Source organism: Paenarthrobacter sp. NPDC057981 (assembly GCF_042886835.1).
Classification (GTDB): domain Bacteria; phylum Actinomycetota; class Actinomycetes; order Actinomycetales; family Micrococcaceae; genus Arthrobacter.
This window is the reverse complement of the sequence record NZ_JBHVQI010000004.1, coordinates 1-24,912: the sequence shown is the minus strand read 5'-3', so window position 1 is coordinate 24,912 and position 24,912 is coordinate 1. Positions and strand designations below refer to the sequence as shown.

The 24,912-nt window shown below is 62.7% G+C and carries 21 protein-coding genes; 7 read left to right on the top strand and 14 right to left on the bottom strand.

Features of this window, described 5'->3' with window-relative positions:
* Window positions 1-23: 23 nt before the first annotated feature.
* Window positions 24-1,448: a replication-associated recombination protein A gene (locus tag ACFVSI_RS06410; protein ID WP_387820963.1), complete on the bottom strand. Its 1,425-nt coding sequence runs from the start codon at window positions 1,446-1,448 to the stop codon at window positions 24-26.
* 41 nt (window positions 1,449-1,489) lie between these two features.
* Here ACFVSI_RS06410 and ACFVSI_RS06405 point away from each other — a divergent pair, with 41 nt between their 5' ends.
* Complete coding sequence (locus ACFVSI_RS06405; RefSeq protein WP_387820960.1) at window positions 1,490-2,089, top strand: Vms1/Ankzf1 family peptidyl-tRNA hydrolase; 600 nt, start codon at window positions 1,490-1,492, stop codon at window positions 2,087-2,089.
* Here ACFVSI_RS06405 and ACFVSI_RS06400 read toward each other — a convergent pair.
* The 3 genes from ACFVSI_RS06400 to hisS form a co-directional block, all read right to left on the bottom strand.
* Complete coding sequence (locus ACFVSI_RS06400) at window positions 2,086-2,877, bottom strand: GNAT family N-acetyltransferase (RefSeq protein ID WP_387820957.1); 792 nt, start codon at window positions 2,875-2,877, stop codon at window positions 2,086-2,088. The genes ACFVSI_RS06405 and ACFVSI_RS06400 overlap by 4 nt on opposite strands.
* Before the next feature lie 66 nt (window positions 2,878-2,943).
* Entirely contained in the window at window positions 2,944-4,737 is a 1,794-nt protein-coding gene (aspS, locus tag ACFVSI_RS06395) for an aspartate--tRNA ligase (RefSeq protein ID WP_387820954.1), read from the bottom strand.
* A 110-nt stretch (window positions 4,738-4,847) separates the two neighbouring features.
* Window positions 4,848-6,203, bottom strand: a complete 1,356-nt coding sequence (gene hisS, locus ACFVSI_RS06390; protein ID WP_387820951.1) for a histidine--tRNA ligase — start codon at window positions 6,201-6,203, stop codon at window positions 4,848-4,850.
* Window positions 6,204-6,411: 208 nt separating this feature from the next.
* Here hisS and ACFVSI_RS06385 point away from each other — a divergent pair, with 208 nt between their 5' ends.
* The 3 genes from ACFVSI_RS06385 to ACFVSI_RS06375 all read left to right on the top strand — a co-directional run bounded on the left by ACFVSI_RS06385 (window position 6,412) and on the right by ACFVSI_RS06375 (window position 9,493).
* A complete protein-coding gene (locus ACFVSI_RS06385; protein ID WP_387820948.1) occupies window positions 6,412-7,215 on the top strand; it encodes a peptidylprolyl isomerase in 804 nt (267 codons plus the stop codon).
* A 66-nt stretch (window positions 7,216-7,281) separates the two neighbouring features.
* On the top strand, window positions 7,282-8,769 hold the full coding sequence (locus ACFVSI_RS06380) for a DUF349 domain-containing protein (protein WP_387820945.1): 1,488 nt from the start codon (window positions 7,282-7,284) through the stop codon (window positions 8,767-8,769).
* Between the two features lie 94 nt (window positions 8,770-8,863).
* Window positions 8,864-9,493 (top strand): hypothetical protein, encoded by a 630-nt coding sequence (locus ACFVSI_RS06375; RefSeq protein ID WP_387820942.1) that lies wholly within the window; start codon window positions 8,864-8,866, stop codon window positions 9,491-9,493.
* Here ACFVSI_RS06375 and ACFVSI_RS06370 read toward each other — a convergent pair.
* The 9 genes from ACFVSI_RS06370 to pdxT all read right to left on the bottom strand — a co-directional run bounded on the left by ACFVSI_RS06370 (window position 9,490) and on the right by pdxT (window position 19,330).
* Window positions 9,490-11,886, bottom strand: coding sequence for a RelA/SpoT family protein (locus ACFVSI_RS06370; RefSeq protein WP_387820939.1), 2,397 nt, complete (start codon window positions 11,884-11,886; stop codon window positions 9,490-9,492). The two genes, ACFVSI_RS06375 and ACFVSI_RS06370, sit on opposite strands and share 4 nt — an antisense overlap.
* 161 nt (window positions 11,887-12,047) lie before the next feature.
* Window positions 12,048-13,037: a protein translocase subunit SecF gene (gene secF / locus ACFVSI_RS06365; RefSeq protein ID WP_387820937.1), complete on the bottom strand. Its 990-nt coding sequence runs from the start codon at window positions 13,035-13,037 to the stop codon at window positions 12,048-12,050.
* Complete coding sequence (secD, locus tag ACFVSI_RS06360; RefSeq protein ID WP_387820934.1) at window positions 13,037-14,788, bottom strand: protein translocase subunit SecD; 1,752 nt, start codon at window positions 14,786-14,788, stop codon at window positions 13,037-13,039. The genes secF and secD overlap by 1 nt, the downstream gene beginning before the upstream one ends.
* Window positions 14,789-14,902: 114 nt before the next feature.
* A complete protein-coding gene (gene yajC / locus ACFVSI_RS06355) occupies window positions 14,903-15,286 on the bottom strand; it encodes a preprotein translocase subunit YajC (protein WP_262275135.1) in 384 nt (127 codons plus the stop codon).
* Window positions 15,287-15,431: 145 nt separating this feature from the next.
* A complete protein-coding gene (ruvB, locus tag ACFVSI_RS06350) occupies window positions 15,432-16,508 on the bottom strand; it encodes a Holliday junction branch migration DNA helicase RuvB (RefSeq protein WP_387820931.1) in 1,077 nt (358 codons plus the stop codon).
* Window positions 16,501-17,145, bottom strand: a complete 645-nt coding sequence (gene ruvA, locus ACFVSI_RS06345) for a Holliday junction branch migration protein RuvA (protein ID WP_387820928.1) — start codon at window positions 17,143-17,145, stop codon at window positions 16,501-16,503. The genes ruvB and ruvA overlap by 8 nt, the downstream gene beginning before the upstream one ends.
* Window positions 17,146-17,246: 101 nt before the next feature.
* Window positions 17,247-17,825, bottom strand: coding sequence for a crossover junction endodeoxyribonuclease RuvC (gene ruvC / locus ACFVSI_RS06340; protein WP_387820925.1), 579 nt, complete (start codon window positions 17,823-17,825; stop codon window positions 17,247-17,249).
* Between the two features lie 44 nt (window positions 17,826-17,869).
* Window positions 17,870-18,625 carry a YebC/PmpR family DNA-binding transcriptional regulator gene (locus tag ACFVSI_RS06335; protein WP_144658957.1) on the bottom strand — a complete coding sequence of 252 codons (756 nt, stop codon included), beginning with the start codon at window positions 18,623-18,625 and terminating at the stop codon, window positions 17,870-17,872.
* A gap of 3 nt (window positions 18,626-18,628) precedes the next feature.
* Window positions 18,629-19,330 (bottom strand): pyridoxal 5'-phosphate synthase glutaminase subunit PdxT, encoded by a 702-nt coding sequence (gene pdxT / locus ACFVSI_RS06330; RefSeq protein ID WP_387820922.1) that lies wholly within the window; start codon window positions 19,328-19,330, stop codon window positions 18,629-18,631.
* A gap of 103 nt (window positions 19,331-19,433) precedes the next feature.
* Between pdxT and ACFVSI_RS06325 the strand changes: the two genes are divergently transcribed.
* A complete protein-coding gene (locus tag ACFVSI_RS06325) occupies window positions 19,434-20,762 on the top strand; it encodes a MurT ligase domain-containing protein (RefSeq protein WP_387820919.1) in 1,329 nt (442 codons plus the stop codon).
* Window positions 20,759-21,529, top strand: coding sequence for a type 1 glutamine amidotransferase (locus tag ACFVSI_RS06320; protein WP_387820916.1), 771 nt, complete (start codon window positions 20,759-20,761; stop codon window positions 21,527-21,529). Before ACFVSI_RS06325 ends, ACFVSI_RS06320 begins: the two co-directional genes overlap by 4 nt.
* 3 nt (window positions 21,530-21,532) lie before the next feature.
* On the opposite strand, the gene ACFVSI_RS06315 is transcribed toward ACFVSI_RS06320, so the two are convergent.
* Window positions 21,533-22,798 carry a CapA family protein gene (locus tag ACFVSI_RS06315; RefSeq protein ID WP_387820913.1) on the bottom strand — a complete coding sequence of 422 codons (1,266 nt, stop codon included), beginning with the start codon at window positions 22,796-22,798 and terminating at the stop codon, window positions 21,533-21,535.
* Between the two features lie 72 nt (window positions 22,799-22,870).
* Between ACFVSI_RS06315 and ACFVSI_RS06310 the strand changes: the two genes are divergently transcribed.
* On the top strand, window positions 22,871-24,883 hold the full coding sequence (locus ACFVSI_RS06310; RefSeq protein ID WP_387820910.1) for a M3 family metallopeptidase: 2,013 nt from the start codon (window positions 22,871-22,873) through the stop codon (window positions 24,881-24,883).
* Window positions 24,884-24,912: the final 29 nt, after the last annotated feature.

Below are 24,912 nucleotides of genomic sequence, written 5' to 3'. Positions count from 1 at the left end.
GGCACTGAATCCTCCCGCCCGCGCTACTCGCCGCGGACGATCTTCCTGAGCCTCTCCAGCCTGGCCGCGATATCGCGCTCCGCGCCGTTGTTGGTGGGCTCGTAGTAATTCCTGCCCACAAGATCGTCCGGCGGGTACTGCTGGGTGGCGATTCCGTGGGGCTCGTCGTGGGCGTATTTGTAGCTCTGGCCATGACCCAGTTGCTTGGCCCCGGGATAATGGGCGTCGCGAAGGTGCATCGGAATGCCGCCACCATAGCCGGCCCGCACATCTGCCACGGCCTTGTTCAAGCCCATGTAGGCGGCATTGGACTTCGGTGCGGTGGCCAAGTGCACCACGGCTTCGGCCAACACGATCCGGCCCTCCGGCATGCCGATCAGCTGCACGGCCTGGGCCGCGGCGACAGCGGTCTGCAACGCTGTGGGATCGGCCATGCCGATGTCTTCGGCAGCGGAGATGACGATTCTGCGGGCCACGAAGCGGGGGTCCTCCCCTGCTTCCAGCATCCGCGCAAGGTAGTGCAAGGCTGCGTCGACGTCGGATCCCCGGATGGACTTGATGAAGGCGCTGGCGACGTCGTAATGCTGGTCTCCGGCACGGTCGTAGCGGACCGCGGCGGCATCCAGCGCGCGCTCTGTGTGGCGCAGTTCCACCAACACCGGCGCGTCAGACTCACCGTCCTCGACGGCGGTGGCGTCACCGAACGCTACCCCGGCGGCAGCCTCCAGTGCCGTGAGGGCACGCCGGGCGTCACCGCCGGACAAGCGCACGAGGTGCTCAAGGGCCTCGGGGGCCAGCTCGACACGTCCGGCAAGGCCGCGCGCATCGGTCACGGCCTTTTGCAGCAAACCGGAGATATCGTCATCGGTCAGCGGTTTCAGGGTAAGCAACAGGGATCGTGACAAGAGCGGCGACACCACGGAGAAGGACGGGTTTTCGGTGGTTGCCGCCACCAGCACTACCCAGCGGTTCTCGACGCCGGGCAGAAGCGCATCTTGCTGCGCCTTGTTGAAGCGGTGGATCTCGTCCAGGAACAACACCGTGGTCTTTTTGTAGAGGTCCCGGGCGGTCAGGGCTTCGTCCATGACCCGGCGCACGTCCTTGACGCCGGCAGTGATGGCGGAGAGTTCAACGAACTTCCGGCCGGGTCCGCGTGCGATCACATGGGCCAAGGTGGTCTTGCCTGTGCCCGGAGGCCCCCAGAGGATCACCGAGCTGGGTCCTGCCGGGCCCGCGGCCTCTGCACCGGCGGCAAGTTGCCGCAATGGGGAGCCGTGGCCCAGCAAATGCTGCTGACCCACAACATCGTCCAAGGTCCGTGGGCGCATCCGCACAGCGAGGGGGCTGCGCTGGGATGCCATCCAGTTGGCGTCAGAGGGTCCTCCGGCGGCAGGCAGCTCCTCCGACTCGTCGTCGTTCACTGCCCCGGCACCAAAGAGATCTTCCACATGGATAGGCTACTCATAGTTCCAGCAAAGGAGACATCGACGTGCAGCGCCCAACATCCGCCCCGCGCAGCCCAGGCGGAAGCCGGACAGCCCTGGTGCCTGCAGAACGGTTGGACGGATGGGTGGCGCGGTTCACAGCCAGTCATGGAACAATCGCGCAAGACCTCGACGACGGCGGCCTTCTGCTGCGGGCTGCCGACGGAGCCAAAGCGCTTCTGCGGGCACCCTGGCCGGCCGACGGGAGGCCTGGCAGAGGCTCGACGGAACTTGAGCGATTGGCATCGCTGGCGAACCAGGAGCGCGCACTCGGCGTGCTGTTGATCCGCAAGGGTGGCTACGCCCTGGCTGCTGCCACCGGCCCAACCGTGCTGGCGACGAAAAGCGGTTCACGCTTCATCGACGCCAAGACCACAGCCGAACACGCAGCGCGGATCTTCGCCAACCACAGGATCGAATACCTTGTGACCGGGGGCGACCGCGCTTTGGTGGACCAGGTACTTGCCCAGCCCTCGCTCAAAGCCGTGTCGGGGAGGACAAGACTGCCTTTCCTGGACGTACAAGACCCAAAGTCCGCGGCCCTCCACAAAGCTGCCACCGACGCCTGCTCCATCCGGATCAGCGTCACCGACGCACCGTATTAGCAACCGCCCGGGGCACGTTTCAGCGGAGCCTGACGGTACAGATAACTTCCGTAATCCGTGAAGCCGGCCTTCGAGTAAAGAGCCCGGGCTCCCTGGTTGGCCGCGGTAACGAGCAGCCAAAAACCGCCAAGGTTGCGTTCCCTACCGGCCTGCAGCAACGCTTCCAGTACTTGGGTACCGCATCCCCGCCTGCGGTGTGCCTCCGACGTCGCCATGCTGTAAATACCGCCCCAGCCGTTCACCAAGGCGAGACGCCCGACGGCGGCGGGGACGCCGTCGTCGTCCCTCACCAGAGCGTAGAGCGAGGGACAAGCGGTCAGGATCCTGCGCGCAACAGACAATTCCGCGTCTCCGCCGCGGCCATCCACCGACCACCACAGGTCCAGCCATTCCTGTGAGGGTTCTTCGCTGACTTCCACGCCAGCTGCGGGCGCTTTCCCGGGAACGTCAATGGCGTCCCGGACCATGATCCTCGTCTCGGACTGCCTGGTAAAGCGCTGGCCGTCAAGAACAGCGTTGAGTGCAGCGCTACGTGGATCGTCGAAGACCTGGAAGATCAGGGGCAGCCTGCGCGAGCGGTACCACTGCGCGGCGGACTGAACAGAGTGGGCGATGCCCTCCTGCCCCGCTTGGGCCGGAACCCTGGGCCAGACCGAGTTCGCCCGCTGCGTCACCCCCTCCGAGGCGCGAAGCACCCACTGCCCCGCTTCCTCGCGCTCCAGCGCCGGCCAGGCCTTGTCCATCAGCTCTTCAAGGGCGGTTTGCTCCACGGTAGCGTCGCCTCTCATGCTCGGGAATCATTGGGCAGAAAACACCGGAGGGCTCCCCCTAAGGGGAGCCCTCCGATTGTGGTCTTACTCGGACGTGGTGTCCGCCTTGGCGGCCGGCTTGGCCTCAGGCTTGAAGTCGACCCCGGCTTCCTTGCGCTGCTGGGGCGTAATCGGAGCAGGCGCGGCAGTCAGGGGGTCGAAGCCGTTGCCCGTCTTCGGGAAGGCGATGACATCGCGGATCGATTCCACGCCGGCCAGCAGCGCTACTACGCGGTCCCAGCCGAAGGCAATGCCGCCGTGCGGAGGCGCACCGTACTTGAAGCCCTCCAGCAGGAAGCCGAACTTGGTTTCAGCGTCTTCCTTGTCCAATCCCATGAGCTGGAAGACCCTCTCCTGGACCTCGCGCTCATGGATACGGATGGAACCGCCGCCGATTTCATTGCCGTTGCACACGATGTCGTAGGCGTAGGACAGTGCCGACTCGGGATCCTTGTCGAAGGTATCCAGGAATTCCGGCTTGGGCGAGGTGAAGGCGTGGTGGACCGCGGTCCACTGGCCTGCGCCCACTGCCACGTCACCGGAAGCGACGGCGGCTGCAGCCGGCTCGAACATCGGAGCGTCCACGATCCATACGAAAGCCCAGTCATTGGGATCGATCAGGCCCGTGCGGTGGCCGATTTCGACGCGGGCAGCGCCCAGCAGCGACCGGGAAGGGCTCTTCTCGCCGGCGGCGAAGAAGATGCAGTCACCGGGCTTGGCGCCGACGGCGTCAGCAAGTCCGGCACGTTCCTGCTCTGTGAGGTTCTTGGCGACGGGCCCTGCAAGCTCCCCGTCCTCCTTGTACAGGACGTAGGCCAGTCCCTTTGCGCCGCGCTGCTTGGCCCATTCCTGCCAAGCATCGAGGGCCCGCCGGGCCTGGGAAGCACCACCGGGCATGACCACTGCGCCGACATAGGGTGCCTTGAACACGCCGAAGTTGGTGTCCTTGAAGAACTCTGTCAGCTCGGTCAGCTCAAGGCCGAAGCGAAGGTCCGGCTTGTCGGAGCCGTACTTGGCCATGGCGTCCAAGTAGGTCATGCGACGGATGGGAGTGGGAACTTCGATGTCGATCAGCTGCCACAGCGACTTCACAATGGCTTCGCCCAAGGCAATGATGTCGTCCTGGTCAACGAAGCTGGCTTCGATATCCAGCTGCGTGAACTCTGGCTGACGGTCGGCGCGGAAGTCTTCATCGCGGTAGCAGCGGGCGATCTGGTAGTACTTCTCGAACCCACCCACCTGGAGGAGCTGCTTGAACAACTGCGGGGACTGCGGCAGGGCGTACCAGGAGCCGGGAGCCAAGCGTGCCGGGACGACGAAGTCGCGTGCGCCTTCGGGCGTGGAACGCGTCAGGGTGGGCGTTTCGATTTCTACGTAACCCTGTTCGTGCAGGATTCCGCGGGCCACGCGGTTCGCCTCGGAACGCAAACGGAGGTTGCGTGCCGGGCCGGGACGGCGCAGGTCCAGGTAACGGTGCTTCAGCCGGGCCTCTTCGCCGACCTCGACGTGTTCGTCGATCTGGAACGGGAGGGGGTCGGAGGTGTTGAGGATGACAACCTTGTCCGCGATAACCTCAATCTCCCCTGTTGCCAGGGCCGGGTTCTCGTTGCCTTCAGGACGCTTGTTGACCGTACCGGTGACCTGAAGGACGTACTCGTTCCGGAGGCCGTGGAAGACCTCCTCCTCACGGACAACCACCTGGGCCACGCCGGACGCGTCGCGGAGGTCAACGAATGCAACGCCACCGTGATCGCGGCGGCGGCCCACCCAGCCGGCCAGGGTAACGGTTTGTCCAATGTGCTCGGAGCGAAGGGATCCGAGGTCATGTGTGCGCAGCACAGCATTCCTTTCAGCATGAAATGTAGAGGGACCGCCGCAAAGCGGTCCCGTCCGAGTTTACCCGCCCCGGCCGCGGCTGCCGCCAAGAGGCGGAACTAACGTTGTTGTGCTCAGGCCGTGGTCACGCGGACGTGGAGGTCTTCTTCCGGAGGAGTCCAGCTCGCGGGGTCTGCATCCACCTGCAAGCCCGAGCGGATGTCCTTGACCTGGTGCTTGCCGTCGTCGTCGGTGAACCAGACAAAGGGGATGCCACGCCGGTCAGCAAACTTGATCTGCTTTCCGAACTTTTCGGCCTTAGCGGCCACTTCGGTGGCAATGCCGCGGCCCCGCAGCTGCGCGGCGATGTCCTGGGCGGCGGACCAACTGTCGTCGGTGTTAAGGGCAACCAAGACAGCGGTCGGAACAGCGCGGGACGCCGCTGCCAGTTCCTGGCTGAGGATGCGCGATACAAGGCGGGTCACGCCAATGGAAAGCCCGACGCCGGGGAACTTGCGGTTGCCCTTGCTGGCCAAGGCGTCGTAGCGTCCGCCGGAACAGATCGAACCCAGCTGCTCATGCCCCACCAGGACGGTCTCGACGACAGTGCCTGTGTAGTAGTCAAGCCCACGGGCGATGCTCAGGTCCGCGACGACCTTCCCGGGTACGCGCTGCACGGCGGCTTCGATGACCTGCTGCAGCTCACTCAGACCCTCTTCAAGGAGGTCATCCTTCACACCGAGTGCGCGGACCTGCTCCACGAACGAGGTGTCCTCCGTGCGGATGGTGGCCAACTGCAGGGCCAGGGCCGCTTGCTCATCCGTGGCGCCGAGCTCGGATCTGAGCAGCCCGGCCACCTTGTCGGCGCCGATCTTCTCCAGTTTGTCGATGCTCCGCAATACACCGGCTGTATCCGTCAGGCCGATCCCCCGGTAGAAGCCTTCTGCCAGCTTCCGGTTGTTGATCCGCAGCCGGAAGTCCGGAATCGGCAGGGCGCTGAGGGCTTCGGCGATGACCAGCGCAATTTCGACATCGTAACGGAACGGCAGTTCGCCATCGCCCACGACGTCGATATCCGCCTGCGTGAATTCGCGCGCCCGCCCCTCCTGGGGACGCTCCCCGCGCCACACTTTCTGGATCTGGTAACGCCGGAACGGAAATGCCAGGTAGCCGGCGTTCTCCACCACGTAGCGGGCAAACGGAACCGTCAGATCGAAGTGCAGGGCCAGGGCGTTGGGATCCGTTTTATCGGATCCGTTCGGCTTTGCGGCGTCGTCTTCGTCGTCCTGGAGCCGGCTCAGTCCATAGACCTCTTTGTCGATTTCGCCCTTGCGGAGCAGCTGGCCCACTGTTTCCACAGCGCGGGTCTCGATGGAGGAAAAGCCATGCAGTTCGAATGTTTTCCGGAGCGTGTCCAGAACGTGGAGCTCCACCAACCGCTCCTGGGGAAGCCACTCGGGGAATCCGGACAGGGAGGCGGTACGTGCCATGGTGGAATTGTCTCCTTGAAGAAAGCTGACGCAGGCCTCGGCGCCGCAGCTTTAAACGCCCGTTCGGCGTTTACAGGGCGGGCGTCCAGCCGGTCATGCATAAACTATGTGCGGCAGCCAGTTTATGCTTTCCGCGCGTGCACATCTAATGCAGCATGTCCGGGTTCCTGTCGGCAGCCATCCGAAGCTGACTTATTCAGGAGGACTCTTGGCAACAAGGTCGCGGGATGACCGCGAAGCGAAACGTCGCATCAGGCAGATGGAAGCCAAGCGCGCCCTGCGGCAGGAACAGGCAAAGCGCCGGAAACGCGACAACACCATCGCCATTGGCGCCGGAGCTGCAGCGGTCATCCTGGCCGTCGTCCTGCAGCTGACCGTCTTCAGCTCCAACCCCACAGAAGCCGAGTTTGCCGCTGCCGAAGCCGGACTCAGTTCCCCCTCGGCATCGCCCTCTGCCGCTCCTTCCCAAAACAGTGCAGACGTTCCAAGCGCGGACATAGCCGCTGGCAAGACATTCGCAGGCCAGCTCTCCCTGAACGGCGGGGCCGTTGGGGTTGAATTGAACGGCACTGCCGCTCCCCAGGCCGCCGCGGTCCTGAAGTCGCTCGCGGATGCCGGTTACTACAACGGGGCAAACTGCCACCGGTTGACCACGTCGGAGACGTTTGGCCTCTTGCAGTGCGGGGCCAAGTCCGAGGACGGCGCCGACGATCCCAATTATCGTTGGGGTCCCTTGGAGAACACCCCTGCGGACAACAAGTACCCCGCAGGAACCATCGCCATTGCCCGCACGGGCAATAACGCCTATGGCAACGGTCACCAGTTCTTCATTGTCTACAAGGACACCACCATCCCGGCCGATACCGCGGGCGGGTACACCGTTGTGGGCAAGGTGACCAGCGGGCTGGATGTAGTGACCAACATTGCCGCCGCAGGCCTCAAACCCGGCCAAAACACCAACGACGGCGCCCCTGTGGCACCTGTCACGATAGACTCGTTCTCTCTGAAGTAACCAGCTCCGGACCCAGGCCCGGCGTGCATTGCCTTAGCAGTCCCTCCAAGCGAAAGACTTTTAGCGGTGACAGACAGTCAGAAATCCGACGAAACAGCAGCAGTGGCCAACGACGAGGCAGCCGAGGTGATCGAAACAACCGAAGCCGAGGACTCGTCCCAGGCCGTTGCAGCTTCGACCGCCAGCGAACCTCCGGCTCCCCGCCCGGCGCCGTCCGCGGCTCCGTCGCCGGCAGCATTTGCGGCCCGCCCGAAGGCGCCGGCCCCTGTTGTTCCCGCGGCTCCGGCAGTATCTGCTGCGTCGCTCGCCGAAGCGGCCAAGTGGGGGCGCGCAGAGGGAGACGGCCACGTCTTCCTGACGCTCGATGGTGAGGAAATCGCCGTCGGACAGTACCCGGGAGTCAGCCCCGATGAAGCCCTGGGCTACTTTGCCCGGAAGTTCGACGACGTCATCGCCCAGGTCATACTGCTTGAACACCGCGTCGAGTCCAAGGCTCCGGCAACGGACATGCAAAAAACCGTCACACATCTGCGTGAGCAACTTGGCGAACGCAACATGGTCGGTGACATCCGCTCCGCCGAGGCCCGACTGGATACCCTGTCGACGCAAATTGTCGAACTGGAGAAGTCGGAGAAGGCAGCCCATGATGCCCTGCGTGCCAGCGAACTCGCGGCCCGTGAAGCCATCGTGGCTGAAGCCGAGTCCATTGCGGGGCAGGACCCGGCCCAGATCCAGTGGAAAACCTCCAGCGCACGCATGAACGAGCTCTTCGAATCCTGGAAGGCCGCCCAAAAGAGCGGCGTCCGCCTGGGCCGGAGCAACGAAGATGCACTGTGGAAGAGGTTCCGTTCGGCCCGCACGGTGTTCGACCGCCACCGCCGCGCCTACTTCTCGCAGTTGGACAGCAACAACTCTGCCGCAAAAACCGCGAAGGAGGCCTTGATCGCTGAGGCCGAGGCACTTTCCTCCTCCACCGACTGGGGATACGCCGCCGGTGAATACCGACGGCTCATGGATCAGTGGAAGGCAACTCCCCGCGCGAGCCGCAAGGACGACGACGCGTTGTGGGGCCGTTTCCGTGCCGCGCAGGACGTCTTCTTCAGCAACCGCCAAGCCGCCAATGACCAGATCGACCAGGAATACACAGCGAATCTGGCCGTCAAGGAGCAGCTGGTCATAGAGGCCCAGGCATTGCTGCCCATCAAGGACCTCAATGCCGCCAAGAAGTCCCTCCAGACCATCCGGGACCGTTGGGAAGAGGCCGGCAAGGTGCCGCGCGCTGACATGGGCAGGATCGAAGCAGGCCTCCGGAAGGTCGAAGACGCCGTTCGTGAAGCCGAGGAAGAGAAGTGGCGCCGGACCAACCCCGAAACGAAGGCACGTACCAACAGCGCCCTGACACAGCTCGAAGCCGCAATCGCAGGCCTCAAGGACGATCTCGACAAGGCCGAGAAGGCAGGCGACCAGCGCCGCATCAAGGCTGCCCGTGAAGCCCTGGAAGCACGCCAAGCCTGGCTCGACCAGATCCAGCGTTCAGCCAGCGACCTCGCATAGTCGCCACTGACGTTGACACAGGCTCCGTACCGGTTATCCACATAGCCGGTACGGAGCCTGTACTCGTTGGGCCGCTCAACGGAATGATCGAGTGATGGTCCCTCCTGTCACCGCCCCGCAACTGCTGGAGCCGGTCATCCCCGAGCTCTACTCTGCCGGCCGCATCTTCACTTGGAACGAGCTCCAGGGAATGGCCGTCGACGGCGTTCTGCTGCCTCTGTACGGGAAAAACTACGCTTCACCCGGCGTAGCCATCACCCAGCGCATCCGGGCCCGCGCAGCAGCCCTGACGGTGCCGGAGCGGATTCGCACCAAGTTAGTCGCGGGCAGGCTCACCGCTGCCTGGATTTACGGGTGCGCAAGACCACCTGGAAAGTTATCGCTTCTGGTGGACGCGAAACACCGCATCTCCAGCCTTCGAGGCACCCTGGCGTGCAGTCTCCACGAAGTCCGGCTTGGGCAGCTGGATGTGGTGAGCCTCGGAGGGATGCTCGTGACCAGCCCGCTACGTACCGCGGCAGACATCGCGCTCCATGTTGAGACCGACCGCGCCTTGCCCGTACTGAGGCGCCTCCTGGACCGACCGGAGCTCGGTATCAAGTTGCGGCTGCTGGTCCTGGCGGTGGAAGCAGCACCACGGGTGCCCCACAAGAAGCGCGCGTTGGCCACATTGGCCAAACTCGCGCCGGAGCCAGCGCCAGACTCCGGGAAGGAGTCCGACTAGCTCCTGCGGCTGTTCCCGGTGGTGCGGTAGACGTCAAAGACGCCATCGATGCGCCGGACCGCGTTCAAGACGTGGTGCAGATACTTGGGGTCTCCCATTTCGAACGCGAACTTGGAGATTGCAACCCTGTCGCTTGAGGTGTGGACGGACGCAGCCAGGATATTGACGTGGTTCTCAGAAAGAATGCGCGTCACGTCGGACAGGAGCGACTTGCGGTCCAGTGCTTCAACCTGGATCTCCACCAGGAAGACGCTCGACTGCGTTGGCGCCCATTCGACGTCGACAATCCTGTCGGGCTGGTCACGCAGGCCGGAGACGTTCGTACAGTCTGTCCGGTGAACAGAGACACCCGAGCCGCGTGTCACGAAGCCCAGGATGGGATCCGGGGGCACAGGTGTGCAACACCGCGCCAGCTTGACCCACACGTCGCCCACGCCCCTGACGATGACGCCCGAATCCGAGAACTTCGATTTGGCCACCTGGGTGGGAATGCTGACCTCGTCGAGGTCCTCATCCGGCGTCTCATGTCCGCCCAGGTGCTCCATGAGCTTTTCCATGACGGACTGGGCCGAAGTGTGCCCATCGCCGACGCCTGCGTAGAGGCCGGAGATGTCCACGTAATGGAAATCCTCGGCGACGGCGGACAAAGCATCGTGGGTCATGAGCCTCTGCAGCGGGAGGTTCTGCTTCCGCATGGCACGGGTGAGCATGTCCTTGCCACGGTCGATCGCTTCCTCGCGACGCTCCTTGGTGAACCATTGCCGGATCTTGTTCCGTGCCCGTGCCGACTTGACGAAGTGCTGCCAGTCCTGGCTTGGCCCGGCCCCTTCGGCCTTGGAAGTGAAGATTTCCACCCAGTCGCCGTGGTTCAGTTCGCTGTTCAGCGGGACCAGCTTGCCGTTGACACGTGCGCCAATGGTTCGGTGGCCGACTTCGGTGTGCACAGCGTAGGCAAAGTCGACGGGGGTCGAGCCGGCGGGAAGGGCCATGACTTCACCCTTGGGCGTAAAGACAAAGACTTCCCGGGCGTTGATCTCGTATCGCAGTGAATCCAGGAATTCTCCGGGATCCGACGTTTCCTGCTGCCAGTCCACCAAGGACCGCAGCCAGCCCATGTCGCCATCGCGCGGGCTGCCGGGGCCTTGCGCCGTCCGGTTTGGCTGGTCCTTGTACTTCCAGTGGGCAGCCACGCCGTACTCTGCCCGTCGGTGCATCTCATGCGTGCGGATCTGGATCTCGACAGGTTTGCCGCCCGGGCCGATCACGGTGGTATGCAGAGACTGGTACATATTGAACTTGGGCATCGCGATGTAGTCCTTGAACCTGCCCGGCAGGGGGTTCCATCGTGAGTGCAGTGTGCCAAGGGCGGCATAACAATCACGAACGGAGTCCACCAGGACCCGCACGCCCATGAGGTCGTTGATGTCGTCGAAGTCCTTGTCCCGGACGATCATCTTTTGGTAGATCGAGTAGTAATGCTTGGGGCGGCCTGTAATGGTGGCCTTGATCCTGGCAGTCCGGAGATCGTCCGCTATTTGGTTGCGGATAACACTCAGGCTCTTTTCGCGCTCTGGAGTCCGGTCCCCCACCATGCGGACAATTTCCTCGTACACCTTGGGATAGAGGGCTGCGAAGGACAGGTCCTCAAGCTCCCATTTGATGGTATTCATGCCCAGGCGGTGGGCCAAGGGCGCAAAAATCTCCAGCGTTTCGCGGGCCTTGCGCGAAGACGATTCTGCGGACACGAAACGCCAGGTCCGTGCGTTGTGCAAACGGTCGGCCAGTTTGATCATGAGGACGCGAATGTCCTTGGCCATGGCGACTACCATCTTGCGGACGGTTTCCGACTGGGCCGCCTCGCCGAAGCTGACCTTGTCCAGCTTGGTGACGCCATCGACCAACATGGCAACCTCCGGCCCGAAATCCCGGGTCAGGTCAGCCAGGGTGTATGGAGTGTCCTCCACGGTGTCGTGCAACAGCGCTGCGGCCAAGGTGGTGCCCGTCATGCCGAGCTCAGCCAGAATCGTGGCAACCGCCACCGGGTGGGTGATGTATGGATCGCCGCTCTTGCGCTTTTGGCCCTGGTGGCTCCGCTCAGCGACAGCGAACGCGCGCTGAATCAGATCAAAATCCTCTTTGGGATTGTTGGCCCTTACGGTCCTCAGCAACGGCTCAAGAATCGGCGAGTAGGGTGCTACACCCCGACCAGTCAGCCGCGCCAGCCGGGAACGGGTGCGTTCCCGGCGACCGGGGAACGTGGGACGGGCTCCGGGCATGTCAACCGGTACGGCGGCGCCTGCAGCCCGGGCGGACACACTTGTTGCAGGGACCGCAGCTGCGTTGCGGTCCTCTTCCCCGCCCGCCAGTGGTGCCGACGTCGCTCGTTCTTCCACAGAAGTACCCCTCACAACCGATTTAATTCTCCCAGTCTATTCCCGCAAGTGAATGCTTCTGCAACTGGACAGCACATGACGAACGGCCCGGCAAGTCAAAGAGCCGGCCACCGCAGTATCGCGGGGACCGGCTCTTCGGAGATTTGCAGCAGCGTGAAGCCCTAAACGGTAGCTTCCGCCCTGCGGTGGGCTACCTTTTTGGCCTGCTTGACCAGCTCTGGTTCGCCTTGGCGCAGCCAGGCGTAGAGCGGGGCCGCGATGAAGATCGTGGCCGCGGTGCCGATCAGGATACCCACAAACAAGGCGAGCGAAAGGTCACGCAAAGTACCGGCGCCGAGCAGGCCCGCACCGATGAACAGGATGGCCGCCACGGGTAGGACAGCCACCATCATGGTATTGATGGAACGGACCAACGTTTGGTTGACTGCCAGGTTGACCTCTTCGCCAAAGGTACGTCGAGTGGACGTGGAGATGTCCGAGGTATTTTCGCGAATCTTGTCGAAGACCACCACTGTGTCGTACAGCGAGTAGCTCAAGACTGTCAGGAAGCCGATGATCGCCGACGGCGTGACTTCGAAATCGCTCAAAGCGTACACACCCGCGGTGGTGAACATCGTGACCAGCATTCCAACGAGCGCTGACAAGGACATCTTCCACGTCCTGAAATACAGCGCCATGAGGACTGCAGCCAAGCCAACGAAGACCACCAGGCCGATGAGGGCCTGCCGGGTAACGTCCTGGCCCCAGGTCGGTCCTACGAAGTTGGAGGTGACCTCGTTCTCAGTGACGCCGTAGGCGCTGGTGAGGCCGTCCTTGATGCGGTTGGTCTCGTCGTCGGTCAGCTGATCGGTCTGGATCCGCATGGTGTTTCCCGCCACGTTCGCAACGCGCGGAACAGCGTTCGGGACAACGTCATGCACAGCCCGCTCACCAAGCGCTGCATCGGTGGTGCTCACGTTGGAGACAGTGAACTCCGAGCCGCCGCGGAACTCGATGCCGAGGTTGAAGCCGCCCTTAAAAACCGGGATCAGGATGGACAGCGCCACGGCGACAGCCGCGATGGTGAACCAGATCTTCTTGGAATTGACGAAATTGTACGAGCGTTTGCCCGTGTAGAGCTCATGGCCGAAGGTTGCGAAGCTCGTAGTCATTACTTCTCCTCCTTGCTGCCGTTGGAAGTGCCGGTCAATTGGCCCTTCGCGGCAAGGCGCCGTTCGGCTATGGTCATGCGTCGTTCGGCTTCAGCGGCCGCTCCGGCGTTGCGGGAGCGGACCGGCGTCGGCTTTTCCTCCGGAGTCCGGAGCCGGCCGGCTCCGCGGTACAGCGGGACGGCACCCAGGCGGTCAGGTGACAATCCGGAGAAGCGGTGTCCTTCGCCGAAGAACTTGGTCCGGGCGAGGACCTGCAGCATCGGATGGGTGAACATAAACACCACAAGGAGGTCCGCAAGGGCAGTCAAGCCCAAAGTGAACGCGAAGCCACGAACGTTTCCGACTGCAACGAAGTACAGGACCAATGCGGCCAACAGGTTGACGGCCTTGGAAGCCAGGACGGTGCGCTTGGCACGCTTCCAGCCGTTTTCGACGGCGGACACCAGGCCACGTCCATCGCGCAGTTCGTCACGGATGCGTTCGAAGTAGACGATGAAGGAGTCCGCAGTCTGGCCAATGGCCACGATCAAACCTGCCACACCTGCCAGCGACAACCTGTAGTTTTCTGTCCAGCCAAGGATTGCAATGGCAAGGTAGGTCAGCAGTCCGGCCACCACCAGGGAGGCGATGGTGACGAATCCCAGAGCCCGGTACTGGAAGAGCGAGTACACCACAACGAGCAACAGGCCAATCATGCCGGCCAGCAGACCGAGTCGCAGCTGGTCGCCACCAAGGGTTGCCGAGATCTGCTCTTGCGACTGGATCTCGAAGCTGATCGGCAGGGCGCCATAGCGCAGCTGATCGGACAACGCCTTGGCGCTGGCCTGGGTGAAGTTGCCGGTAATCTGCGGCTTTCCGTCGGTAATGACGGCAAGGGCACGCGGCGCGGAAATCACTTTGTCATCCAGGACGATTGCGAACTGTGCCTTCGGGTCCTGAGTACCCTGAGCCTGCGCTGCAACGTAGAACTGGTTGAGGCGTTCGGTGACTGCCTTGAACTTTGCGGTGGCATCGCCGTTGAAGACGATGTTCACGCCCCAGGAGTTAGTGACAGAACCCTGCGCGCCCTGGACCTGGGAGAACGTGGAATCGCTGATGTCCTGGCCCTTGACCTCTACCGGCCCAAGAATGTACTTGGTTGCGGGAGTCTTGTCAGTGGCGGGCTCACAAGCAACCAGCGGCTTGGCGGGATCTGAGCGGTCCCGCTTCTCGTTGGAAGGGTTGACGCAATCCAGCGCCTCGAATTCCTTTTGGACATCCGGGGTGACCCAGTTGATGTCGCTGGCGTTCGTCGGCTCGGCAGTGGGCTTGTTCAACTGGTCGTCCGGAGTCCGCTGCTCGGCAGGGATGGCGGCGGGATCTCCAGCGGCGATAACAGGCCGGAAGTTCATATCAGCCGAGGCCTGGATGAGGTCGCGTGTTTCCTTCGAAGGGGTACCCGGCAGGCTGACAACCACGTTCCGGCCCGACTGGGTACTGATTTCGGCCTCGGCGACGCCGGAACCGTCAACACGTTGGCGGATAATCGCCACGGCCTGGTTGAGTTGCTCCTCGTTGATGTCGGTAGCACCCTCCACCCGGGGTGCCAGGATCATCTGGGTTCCGCCTTCGAGATCCAGTGCAAGCTTGGGCGCCCAGCTCGCATGGCCGGTCATCACACCGCCAGCCAGGACGACGGTGAGTACAACGAATATTGCTCCAAGCCATGTCAGCACCCTGCGGGCTGAATTTTTGGGGCCGGTCCTTGCCATTTTCAATCTTCCTGTTATCGCCGGACAGCCGCCGGCGGACGCTGGTGAGCGTCTGCCGGCGGCTTTCCGCTGCCGTAGAAGTTGCCTTGCGCGGTGGTGCCGCGACTGACGGTGCTAGTTGTCCTTCTTGTCCTCTTTGTTGAGGCGCGCAATGGTCTCTTCCGGCGTCTCGCCGGCCGCCGGGGTTTCAGTACCCGTTGCGGTCAAGGAAGAAGCGTCGTCCGGAACCACAGGGGCTTCCTCGGGAGTCGCCTCAACAACCTTGGTGACAGCCTGACGGTGAACCGTGGCCTCGTTGCCCGGGGAGAGCTCGATAACGACCTTGTTCTCCGCTTCGTCGATGGACACGATCCGGCCAAAGAGTCCGAAGCTGGTCATGACGTCGACTCCGGGAGCAAACTTGGACTGCATCTCAGCCTGCTGCTGCTGGGTCTTCTTGTTGCGGCGGAACATCATGAAGACAAAGAGTCCAAGCATGACGAACAGCAATATGGTCATTGGATCCACAGGGAAGTTCCGTTCTGTACTTACGTTTTGGTTCACGGCAACGTCCCTGGCAGATCCGCGAGGCTGGCGCATGGATCAAGGACTCGAACGTGCCGAGCGTCATACCAGTCTAGAGGGAAAAGCTGAACGCAGCGTGTTAACCCGCAGTATCTACGCTTTCGGCGTGGTTTTCGTCCTCGTCAAACAGCGCAAGGGTCTCTTGTCCGAACACACCGGACGGCACGGCGTAGCCCAGATGGGTCCAGGCGGACGCCATTGCGATCCGGCCGCGGGGCGTCCGGCCCAGAAGGCCCTCCCGCACCAGGAAAGGCTCCGCTACCGTCTCGACGGTTTCAGCCTCTTCCCCCACGGCAATCGCCAGCGTGGACAGCCCCACCGGACCGCCGTTGAACTTGGTAATAAGCGCTTCGAGGACAGAACGGTCCAGCCGGTCAAGGCCGCGTTGGTCCACTTCGTACATATCCAAGGCAGCCGACGCTGACCGGGCGTCGATTTGGTCAATGCCGTGAACCAGCGCCCAGTCGCGGACGCGCCGAAGCAACCGGTTGGCGATACGCGGTGTTCCGCGTGAGCGGCCGGCAATCTCCGTGAACCCGGCCGAGTTGACCTTCAGGTCCAGCAGCCCTGCCGAACGGCGCAACACAAGTTCGAGTTCGGCCACTGAATAGAACTCAAGATGACCGGTGAAACCGAAGCGGTCCCGCAGCGGACCAGGAAGCAATCCGGCCCGGGTCGTGGCTCCTACCAGCGTGAAGGGAGGCAGCTCCAGAGGTATTGCCGTAGCACCGGCCCCTTTACCCACCACGATATCCACCCGGAAGTCTTCCATGGCCATGTAGAGCATTTCTTCCGCCGGCCGGGACATGCGGTGGATCTCGTCCAGGAACAGGACCTCACCCTCGGAGAGGGAGGACAGTATCGCCGCCAGATCCCCGGCGTGCTGGATGGCCGGACCACTGCTGATCCGCAGCGGAGCATTCATCTCCGCGGCGATGATCATGGCCAGGGTGGTCTTGCCGAGCCCGGGCGGACCGGACATGAGCACGTGGTCGGCGCTGCGGCCGCGCATTTTTGACGCCTCGAGTACCAAGGCAAGCTGCTTGCGGACCCGGTGCTGGCCCACAAAATCATGGAGGTTCTTGGGACGAAGAGCCGCCTCGATAACCCGCTCTTCCGGCTCCTCTCCCCCGCTGACCAGTGACTGCTCAGCCACGGCTGCCTACGCGGTTCCCGGCGCGTGCGCCATCCTGGCCAAGCCACCGCAGCGTGGCCCGAAGAATCTGTGCGACGTTGCCCGCATCCACCAACTCGGGTGAGTCGGCCATGGCTTTGTCGATGCTTCCGTTGGCGTCCTTCTCCGACCAACCAAGGCTGGTCATGGCGGCGACCACCTGCGGCTTCCATTCAGCCTTGACAGAGGTTGCGGTTGCGGCTGCGGTGCCAGTGCCATGCGGGACCAATTTGCCCGCAAGCTCAAGGACGATCCGGCCGGCAACCTTTGGACCGATACCGGGAACTTTCGTGAAGGCCTTGCCGTCGCCGGTATGCGCTGCAACGCGGATGGCTTCCGGTTCATGCACGGCGAGTACGGCCAAGGCAAGCCGCGGTCCGACGCCGCTGACGCTGAGCAGGACATCGAAAACTTCCCGCTCGTCATCGTCAGCAAAGCCAAAGAGGGTCAGGGAGTCCTCACGGACGATCATCGAGGTAAAGAGCTTGGCGTCAGCGCCTATTTTCAGATGACTCAGGGTCTGCGGAGTTGCGAACACGCTCATGCCCACACCGTTGAGGTCGATGACGGCGCTGGACAAACCAACGTGGGCTACGGTTCCACGAAGAAAACTGATCAAGACCCGGCTCCTGAAATACTGTCTGCCCATCCGCTGGGAACTGCGGCCATGGCTGACTATCCGAACATATCTACGAATACCCTAGCAAGGACGCCAGGGTATCAGCGTGCACGGCGCGCTTTGGCTTCGGCATCCGCCCACGCTTTCTGGGCCGGCGTCAGTGTGCCGCCGCCTGCCGTGCCGCCCGCTGTTCCCATCCCGCTTCCTGCACGCCAGGCGTGCGTCAAGGCAAGGGCGAGGGCATCAGCGGCATCAGCTGGCTTGGGTGGTGCATCCAGGCGCAGGATCTTGGTGACGAGCTTCGTGACAGCGTCCTTGTTCGCCGAGCCACTGCCGGTAACCGCGGCCTTTACTTCCGACGGCGTGTGGAGGGCCACCGGGATGCCGCGGCGCGCCGCGGCGGCAATCACGACGCCCGAGGCTTGGGCGACGCCCATGACAGTGCTCACGTTCATCTGCGAGAAGACACGTTCGACGGCGACGACGTCCGGATTATGCAGGTCAAGCCACTCATCGATGGCTTGGGCTATGACCAGCAAACGCTTGTCCAAGGTCAGTTCCGCCGAGGTTCCCACGACACCGACGGCAACCATGGTTGCACGGCGGTTCCGCTCAATGTCCACTACACCGATGCCGCAACGGGTAAGGCCCGGATCGACTCCCAATACGCGAAGAGTCAAGTCCGGGCCTTCCTGTTTGTCATCAATACTTGGTGCTGCCGTGCCTACTCGGCGTCGAGGGCAGCCTGCACTTCCTCGCTGAAGTCCGCGTTGCTGTAGACATTCTGGACGTCGTCCAGGTCCTCAAGCGCGTCGACGAGCTTCATGAACTTCTTGGCGCCATCGATGTCCAGGTCAACCTGCATCGACGGGACAAACTCTGCTTCATCGGTTTCGTAGTCGATCCCGGCTTCCTTGAGGGCATCCCGGATGGCCTGCAGATCCGACGGCTCGGAGTGGATTTCCCAGTTGTCGCCACTGTCCTTGACTTCCTCCGCGCCGGCGTCCAGGACAGCCATGAGGATGTCGTCTTCGCTGAGGCCGTTCTTCGGCAGAACCACAACGCCCTTGCGGGCAAACAAGTAGCTGACGGATCCGGGATCGGCAATGGTACCGCCGTTACGGGAGATGGCCAGGCGTACCTCGGAGGCCGCCCGGTTCTTGTTATCCGTAAGGCACTCGATCAGCAAAGCCGAGCCCTGCGGACCGCGGGCTTCGTACATGATCTCGGTGTAGTCAACCACTTCACCGGTGAGGCCTGCGCCGCGCTTGATGGCACGGTCGATGTTGTCGTTGGGGACAGAAGTCTTCTTTGCCTTGGTGACGGCGAGTTCCAGGCCCGGGTTGCCGGCCAGGTCCGGTCCACCCATGCGGGCAGCGACTTCGATGTTCTTGATCAGTTTTGCGAACGACTTTGCACGCCTGCTGTCAATGATGGCTTTTTTGTGCTTGGTGGTCGCCCATTTGGAGTGGCCTGACATGCTTTACGCTTCTCCTCTGATCATTCGAATAAAGAGTTCATGCACGCGCTTCTCCCCTGTCACTTCCGGATGGAAGGAGGTGGCCAGCAAACGGCCGGAGCGCACTGCAACAATTCTAGCCACTCCATGCAAAGCGGAGGTGTGGCTGGCGTGGTCCGGATCGACTTGGGCCAGAACCTCTACACCCTCACCGACGCGCTCGACCCAGGGTCCGCGGATGAACACAGCATGAACGGGGTCCACCCCGTCCTGTCCGGCACTGAAGTCGAGCCCCTTGAAGTCGAGGTCCGTTTCGAAGGACTCGCGCTGGCGGCCGAAGGCGTTCCGGCGAACAGTGATGTCAAGCCCACCGAAGGTCTGCTGCGGGTTTCCCTTGAGGTCGGTGGCGGGGTCCGCGATCTCTTTGGCCAGGAGAATCATTCCCGCGCACGAACCGTACACCGGAAGACCCTCCGCGATCCGCTGTTGAATCGGTTCGCGGACTTCGAAGATCCGCGACAGTTTGTCAATGGTGGTGGATTCGCCACCGGGGATGATCAGGCCGTCAATGTCGTCCAGCTCTGAGGGCCGGCGGATGCCCACGCCTGTAGCTCCCGCGGACTCCACGGCGTGGATGTGCTCACGGAAATCGCCCTGGAGTGCCAGTACACCGATCCGGAGGCCTGTACCCACGCGTGATGAAGCGTCGGAAAGGGGGTTGGTCATTGGTCCATCATAGTGGTCCCCAGGCTCCGGGATGCGTCGGGGAGCAGCCCGCCACCCACGGGCGACCCGGGTTCCATGCCCCGACTGGGATATATTACAGAGCATGCTTTCCTACAGCGTCCCCCTCGGTAAGCTGGTCCGCACACTGTCCCGGCTTCGGGGCGGAGGCTCAGCGTTCCCCGGCCTGGTGGTCGAGAAAATCGATCCCCGTTTCATGCAGCGAACGCTTGCGTCGTTGCCCCACGGCGTAGCTGTTGTCAGCGGCACCAACGGCAAGACCACCACGACCAAAATGGTGGTGGAACTCCTGGAAAGCCAGGGCCTGAAGGTCTTCACCAACCGCACTGGCAGCAACTTCACCCGCGGCGTGGCAGCATCCCTGCTGGGCGAAGTCGACTGGCGGGGCAGGCTTGATGCTGACATTGCAGTCCTGGAACTGGACGAAGCGCATGCCGTTCATTTCGTCAACAAGGTGCCTCCCCGCTTCAGCCTCCTGCTCAATGTCCTCCGGGACCAGTTGGACCGCTTCGGCGAAATCGACAAGACCGCCCGCCTCCTTGAGCACATCGCTTCCAGGACGACAGACACCGTGGTCCTGAACCGCGAGGACCCGCGCGTTGCACGAATTGCCAACGCCATTAACAGCCTCGACGCCGTTTATCACCCCAGCGTCCGCTACTTCGGCCTTGACGAATCGCTTCGCAGCACGTTCCCGAACGACGACGAGATGCGGTCAGGAAGCGGCCCTTCGCCTTCTGGAACGTCGGTGGCCGCAGCGCCCGGCGAGGCAGTCGATTTGCCGGATGCCGACGTCGTACTCCGCCGGGTAGGCGCCCAGGACGCCGACTTCGACTTCGACGGCAAGACCGTCACCACCACTATGAAGCTTCGCGGGGTTTACAACATCTTCAACGCCGCCGCGGCTTTGTCGCTGACTCGTGCGGTACTGGGAACCGGCCCCGTTGACACCCCGAAACTCGTCAAAGCATTGGGCAACGTGGCACCGGCCTTCGGACGCGGTGAAAGCCTGACAGTGGACGGCCAACCGCTTGAGCTGGTGCTGGTGAAAAACCCCAGCGGTTTCCGGCTGGGCCTGAAGTCCTTCCCCGCTGGCGGCTACGCAACCATGATCGCCATCAACGACAACTACGCCGATGGCCGGGACATGTCGTGGCTGTGGGACGTCGAATTCGAGTCGCTCCGCGAAGGCGGTGTCGAAGTCCTCACCGGCGTCCGCGCTTACGACATGGCGCTGCGCCTCCAGTACGACGACGTTCCGTTCGGCACGGTTGAACCCGACATCACAGCCGCCTTGCGTATCTTCATCGACGGTTCGCGGGGCAAGCCCAAGCGCATCTTCTGCACCTACACGTCAATGCTTGCCATTCGCCGCGAACTTGCCAAAATCACCATAGTTGAGGTGGTCTCATGACCTCGGAAACCCAGCCCCAGGCCGCACTTGGCCAGGCTTCGCAGCCCAGCAAGGGCACCATCCGCGTGCTCCAGCTGTACCCACGGGAAATGAATATCTATGGCGACTGGGGCAACGCCCTGGTCCTCAAGCAGCGCATCAAGTGGCACGGCTACACGCCGGAGCTGCTCGAGTACAACGTGGGCGATGAATTCCCGGAGGACGTTGACATCATCGTAGGTGGCGGCGGGCAGGACAGCGGCCAACTTGTCATCCAGGATGATCTGCAGGCGCGTGCGGAGCAATTGCGGGAGCTTGCCGACAACGGCGCGCCCATGCTGGTGATCTGCGGCCTCTATCAACTCTTTGGCAAGTTCTTCAAGACCAGCTCGGGACCCACCATCCCCGGCATTGGAATCCTGGATGTTGAAACCCAGGGCACTGACGAACGCCTGATCGGCAACGTGATCATGAAATCGGCCGAGTTCGGCGACATCATGGGCTACGAGAACCACAGCGGACAGACCACCTTGGGTCCCGGCGTCGAGCCTCTGGGGACCGTTACGAAAGGCGCCGGCAATAACAGCAAGGATGGCCACGAGGGCGCCCGGTACAACAATGTTGTGGCCAGCTACCTTCACGGCTCGCTGCTGCCGAAGAACCCCGCTATCGCGGACTTCCTGATCCGCACGGCAGCAGAACGCAAGTTTGGAACCTTCGTGCCGGGAACGCCCGACGACGACTTTGCCCGCCTCGCGCGCGAACACGCCGCGCGCCGCCCGCGGTAAGCGTTACTTTTCTTTCGTGATCAGCAGTTCGTGGGCACCCGCATTCGCCGCGCCCAAGGATTCAACCACGGTTTTGGTTCTTTGGCGGGTTTCGGCGTCCGCCGCGGGCGTGGCACACACGCCTTGCGGCGCATCGCTGGCCACTGAGCACCACCGATAGGGATCACGGACAATCACTGAGGGCGCCCATGCCAGATCCGAGGCAGTCCAGGTACCGGCGGCATTTTGGCTGAATTGCGCCCTGACCAGCAGTCCTTCATTGTTGACCACGTACCACGGTGACAACTCGGTGATGCCATTACCCAGTCCGTAGACAATCCACGTGCCTTTATAGTTCTCAATGGGCAGGACCGAGTGGGTGTGGTGCCCGTAGATCATGGTGAATTGTCCGCTGTCCACGAGTGCGTGGGCGACCTCCTGCTGCTGGGCATTGGGTTCACTGGCGTATTCGTCTCCCGCGTGCATCACTCCCAGCACGATGTCCGCACCGAGTGACCTGGCTTGGGTCGCCTTGGCGATCATGGTCGCGGGGTCCAGTTCATCCACCAGCCAGGGGTACTCCGGGATCTGGCCGTTGTGCCCGTAGGTCCCTTCGATGACCGCTACCTTGGCGGCGTCTGTTTGCAGCATCAGGATTTCCTTTGATGCTGCTTCCGTCCGGTAGGAACCAGTGTGCTTCAAGCCTGCCGCGTCCAAGGCATCCAAGGTTCGGAGCAGCCCCTCGGTGCCACGGTCAATGGTGTGGTTGCTGGCGGTGGTGCAGGCCTGGTAGCCGAGATCCTTGGAGGCCGTGACGATTTGTGGTGGCACGTTGAAGGAAGGGTAGGCGGAGAAAGGCCCTTCGGGCGTGGCCACGGGAGTCTCCTGATGGCAGATGGCGAGGTCGCTGTTCCTGATGTAGCGCCGCTGTCCTTCCAAGAGCGGCACAAAGGTGTAGCCCGGCTGGCCAGCGGCAGCGGCGTCGGCTCTTGCCTGCTGCCACAGCTGGGTGTGGACCAGCATGTCGCCGGTCACGGTGATCGAAGTGCAACGGAGTTCCGCGCAGGCGGGCCCCTTACCCGGGGTCGGGTTGGGGGCGGGGGTGCGTGTTGGTGAAGGTGACTCACCTGCCGGAGCCGACGCCGCGGTGCTTGGTCTGGGGTCGTTGTTCTCGGCGATGACGCCGCAGGCACCCAGGGCCATGGCAAGGACCAGTGCGAGTGTCGGCAGCGCTGCCCGGTGTGATCTTTGCCACCCGGCACCAGATGTGATCTTCCCCATGCTTTTCATCCTACGGTGAACACGCGCGGAACCAGGCGCGCCGCCCTTGAGGACACGATCCCTACGTGAAAGAGTCACTTCATGACGAACCCCCTGCTTAGCGCCAGTCCCCTGCCGTACGGGCTCCCACCGTTTGCCGGTATATCAGTCGTTCACTACGCCGAGGCAGTCCACGCCGGACTGGCAGAGCATCTGGAGGAAATCAACGTCATCGTGGCCAACCCGGACCCCGCCACGTTCGAGAACACGGCCGTAGCCATGGAGCGATCAGGTCTGCTCCTGAACAGGGCAGCTGCCGCCTTCTTCACGATGGTGTCGGCCCACGCGGACGACGACATCAAAGCGCTGGAGACCGAGCTGTCCCCGAAGTTCTCGGCGCACCAGGATGCGGTGTTCATGAACCGGGGCCTCTATGAACGCTTCTCAGCCGTCGATGTGACGGGCCTCGACGCCGAAGCAGCCCGCCTGGTGGAGGAATATCTCAAGGAATTCCGGCAGTCGGGGATCCAACTCGACCATGCCGGGCAGGACCGCCTGCGTCAGGTTAACGCCGAGCTCTCACGGTTGGGAACCGACTTTGGCCAGCGGGTCAAAGAGGCCATGAAATCCTCAGCGCTGCTTCTTGACGACATAGATGAGCTCGCCGGTCTGCCGGAGGAGGACATCGCAGGCGCCGCCGAAGCAGCCAGCTCTGCGGGGCATGCCGGCAAATACCTGCTCACGTTGATTCAGCCCAGTAACCAGCCTGCCCTCGCCTTCCTCGAAAATCCGGGCATCCGCCGTCGCTTGTACGAAGCCTCCCTTGCTCGGGGCACCGATGGCGGGTCGCTGGACGTCCGTCAATTGGTGTTGGACACCGTCCGTTTAAGGGCAGAGAAGGCTAAGTTGCTGGGCTTTGCGAACTTTGCCGAGCTGGTGGTGGATCAGCAGACCGCACCTGGTTTTGACGAAGTCCACGCAATGCTGCAGAGGTTGGCACCTGCAGCCGTCCGCAACGCCGAGGCCGAGGCCGAGGCGCTGGCCGAGGCAGCGGGCAGGAACCTGGATCCGTGGGACTGGCCGTACTACTCGGCCCGGGTCCGCAAGGACAAGTTCGAAGTGGACGAACAAGCCCTGCGTCCCTACTTTTCCCTGGACAGGGTGCTCCACGACGGCGTCTTCCATGCCGCGACCCAGCTCTACGGGATCACGTTCCATGAACGTACGGACCTGGACGGCTATCATCCCGATGTCCGGGTGTGGGAAGTCCGCGACGAAGACGGGAAGGGACTGGGCCTCTTCCTTGGCGACTACTACACCAGGGCGACCAAACGTGGCGGCGCGTGGATGAACTCGCTCGTGGAGCAGTCCACTCTTCTTGGCACGCAACCGGTGGTCATCAACAACCTGAACATCACCAAGCCGGCGCCCGGCGAGCCCACGCTCCTGACCCTGGACGAAGTCCGGACTGTGTTCCATGAATTCGGCCACGCTTTGCACGGCCTGTTTTCACAAGTCACGTACCCGCGGTTCTCCGGTACTTCGGTGCCACGCGATTTCGTGGAATACCCTTCGCAGGTCAACGAAATGTGGATCATGTGGCCGGAAGTACTGGCTAACTACGCGCGGCATCACATCACCGGTGAGGCGCTTCCCCAAAACGTCGTGGACAAGCTCAATGACTCCTTGTTGTGGGGCGAAGGTTTTGCCACTACGGAGTATTTGGGCGCTGCGTTGCTGGATCTTGCGTGGCACGTGCTATCCGAGGCTGACGTACCAAAGGACGTCCTTGCCTTCGAAGCCAACGCACTGTCCCAGGCATGCATTGCCCACCCCCTGATTCCGCCGCGCTACCGTAGTGGTTACTTCCAGCACATCTTCGCCGGCGCGGGTTATGCCGCCGGCTACTACTCCTACATTTGGAGTGAAGTACTGGACGCTGACACGGTGGAGTGGTTCAAGGACAACGGCGGGCTGAACCGTGCGAACGGCAACCTGTTCCGATCGAAGCTGCTGTCACGGGGCAACAGCCGTGACCCCTTGGAGTCTTTCCGTGCGTTCCGGGGCCGCGACGCCCAGCTTGAACCCTTGCTGAAGCGCCGCGGACTCGAGTAGAACGACGCCGGGCCGGTCACCTTGGAAGG

Bases quoted from the DNA above. Each gene is read 5' to 3' on its own strand.
- ACFVSI_RS06315 (WP_387820913.1), bottom strand. From the start codon at position 22,798: ATGAAAAGCATGGGGAAGATCACATCTGGTGCCGGGTGGCAAAGATCA.
- hisS (WP_387820951.1), bottom strand. From the start codon at position 6,203: ATGGCACGTACCGCCTCCCTGTCCGGATTCCCCGAGTGGCTTCCCCAG.
- ACFVSI_RS06325 (WP_387820919.1), top strand. From the start codon at position 19,434: ATGCTTTCCTACAGCGTCCCCCTCGGTAAGCTGGTCCGCACACTGTCC.
- secF (WP_387820937.1), bottom strand. From the start codon at position 13,037: ATGACTACGAGCTTCGCAACCTTCGGCCATGAGCTCTACACGGGCAAA.
- secD (WP_387820934.1), bottom strand. From the start codon at position 14,788: ATGGCAAGGACCGGCCCCAAAAATTCAGCCCGCAGGGTGCTGACATGG.
- pdxT (WP_387820922.1), bottom strand. From the start codon at position 19,330: ATGACCAACCCCCTTTCCGACGCTTCATCACGCGTGGGTACAGGCCTC.
- ACFVSI_RS06400 (WP_387820957.1), bottom strand. From the start codon at position 2,877: ATGAGAGGCGACGCTACCGTGGAGCAAACCGCCCTTGAAGAGCTGATG.
- ACFVSI_RS06310 (WP_387820910.1), top strand. From the start codon at position 22,871: ATGACGAACCCCCTGCTTAGCGCCAGTCCCCTGCCGTACGGGCTCCCA.
- ACFVSI_RS06375 (WP_387820942.1), top strand. From the start codon at position 8,864: ATGGTCCCTCCTGTCACCGCCCCGCAACTGCTGGAGCCGGTCATCCCC.
- yajC (WP_262275135.1), bottom strand. From the start codon at position 15,286: ATGACCATATTGCTGTTCGTCATGCTTGGACTCTTTGTCTTCATGATG.
- ACFVSI_RS06320 (WP_387820916.1), top strand. From the start codon at position 20,759: ATGACCTCGGAAACCCAGCCCCAGGCCGCACTTGGCCAGGCTTCGCAG.
- ACFVSI_RS06335 (WP_144658957.1), bottom strand. From the start codon at position 18,625: ATGTCAGGCCACTCCAAATGGGCGACCACCAAGCACAAAAAAGCCATC.